Below are 2,033 nucleotides of genomic sequence, written 5' to 3'. Positions count from 1 at the left end.
TACACTGTGGCCAAAATGCAAGTGAAGGGCTTTAGGGATTTGGTAGCCATCATCGGTAACTTCCCAAACATTCAAGCCGGCATGACCTTATCGGTTCAGGGTTACTGGCATGATCACCCAAAACATGGACAACAATTTCAGGTAAAAAACTATACTGAGTCTAAACCGGCAACTCTGACTGGCATTGAAAAATATTTAGGAAGTGGACTTATTCGTGGAGTTGGGCCAGTAACAGCAAGAAGGATAGTAGCCCACTTTCAGTTAGAAACACTTGAGATCATCGAAAACCAGATTGAACGTCTAGCAGAAGTCCCTGGCATTGGGAAAAAACGGGTCAAGATGATCCAGGATACCTGGTCCGAACAAAAACTCATTAAAGATGTGATGATCTTTCTCCAAGGGCATGGGGTATCAACCACCTATGCTGTGAAGATATTTAAGCAGTATGGGAATAATGCGATCTCTATGGTGAGCGAAAACCCCTACCAGTTGGCCATAGATATTTTTGGGATAGGATTCCATACGGCTAATCAGATTGCGATACAGGTGGGAATATCGCCCTGGTCAAAATACCGCTACAAATCGGGGGTGCTACATATATTAAGCCAAGCAGCAGATGAGGGACATTGTTTTTTACCTTTACCTGAGTTGGTTAACCAGGCCGACGAGTTACTTAGTTTTGATGGTTTTGATGCGGATAGGGAAACCGTAACCAGAAGTATCAAGGAAATGGTCGAAAGTGAAGAACTCAAAGTTGAAGTAGCCGAAGGGGAAATGTGGTTATGCTATAAGCCCACGTTCTACTATACAGAGGCTAACTTAGCTAAACTACTACGACTGCACCTGGAAAAACCAGTTAAAGTTGATCGCGAGCGTGTGGAGAATTGGATAGAACGGTACACCAAAAGTAAGGGCATTAGTTTGTCCCCCCAACAAACTAATGCCGTCATCAAAGCAGTGTCATCGCAGGTGATGGTTCTCACGGGGGGGCCTGGTTGTGGGAAGACCTTTACTCAAAAAACTTTGGTTGCACTTTGGCAGGCCATGGGGAAAAAAATTGGCTTAGCCGCCCCTACTGGTCGGGCTGCACAAAGACTAGGGGAAATGGCAGGACTAGAAGCCAAAACCATTCATCGCTTACTGGAATTTGACCCGAAAAGAATGGGCTTCAAAAGGGATAAAGATAACCCATTACCCTTTGATGCGGTGATTGTCGATGAAGCTTCAATGGTAGATTTATTTCTGGCACATTCTTTAGTTAAAGCGATTTCCCCCGATTGTCAACTTCTACTTGTGGGAGATTGCGATCAGTTGGAGAGTGTTGGGCCTGGAAAAGTTCTTAATGATTTACTGGAGTCGGGTAAAATTCCCGTCGTTAAACTAACCCAAGTTTTCCGACAAGCTGCAACCAGTGCCATTATCAAAAATGCTCACCAAATAAACCACGGACAATATCCAAAACTCGAACCAATATCTGATCAACCTCAGTCCGATTGTCTTTGGCATTCAGGGGGGCATGAGCCTGAACATAGCGTCGAAGCGATCTCACAATTACTGACTGATTTTATCCCCAATCAGGGTTTTGACCCCAGGAACGATGTACAGGTTTTGTCTCCTATGACTAGGGGGTTGGTGGGAACTCGCAATCTTAATCAGGTGTTGCAGCAGCTTCTTAATCCACCATCACCTGATAAGTCTGAAGTTACCGCTATGGGTAAAACTATAAGAGTTAGCGATCGCATCATACAGCTAAGAAATGATTATAACCGTGACATCTATAACGGGGATTTGGGCATCGTTAAGGCCATCAATAACATTGATAAATCTGTGACCATTCAGGTTAACGAGCGAGATGTAGAATACGACTTTGCTGATCTTAACGAAGTGGCTTTAGCCTGGAGCATTTCTATCCATAAGTCCCAAGGTTCGGAATATCCCGTTGTGATTATGCCCATTTCTAAGTCCCATTATGTAATGCTGTCACGGAACTTGATCTACACTGGATTAACCCGTGCTAAGAAACTAGCTATCAT

Annotated in this window: 1 protein-coding gene; it reads left to right on the top strand. The window is 44.0% G+C overall.

Annotated elements, in window-relative coordinates:
• Window positions 1–15: 15 nt before the first annotated feature.
• A partial coding sequence (gene recD2 / locus P9B04_RS23725) for an SF1B family DNA helicase RecD2 (RefSeq protein ID WP_446718040.1) occupies window positions 16–2,033 on the top strand: 2,018 nt, incomplete at its 3' end.

Source organism: Crocosphaera sp. Alani8, from assembly GCF_038442745.1.
Lineage (GTDB): Bacteria > Cyanobacteriota > Cyanobacteriia > Cyanobacteriales > Microcystaceae > Crocosphaera.
Note: the sequence above shows the minus strand (reverse complement) of the source record. Positions and strands in the feature narration are given on the sequence as shown.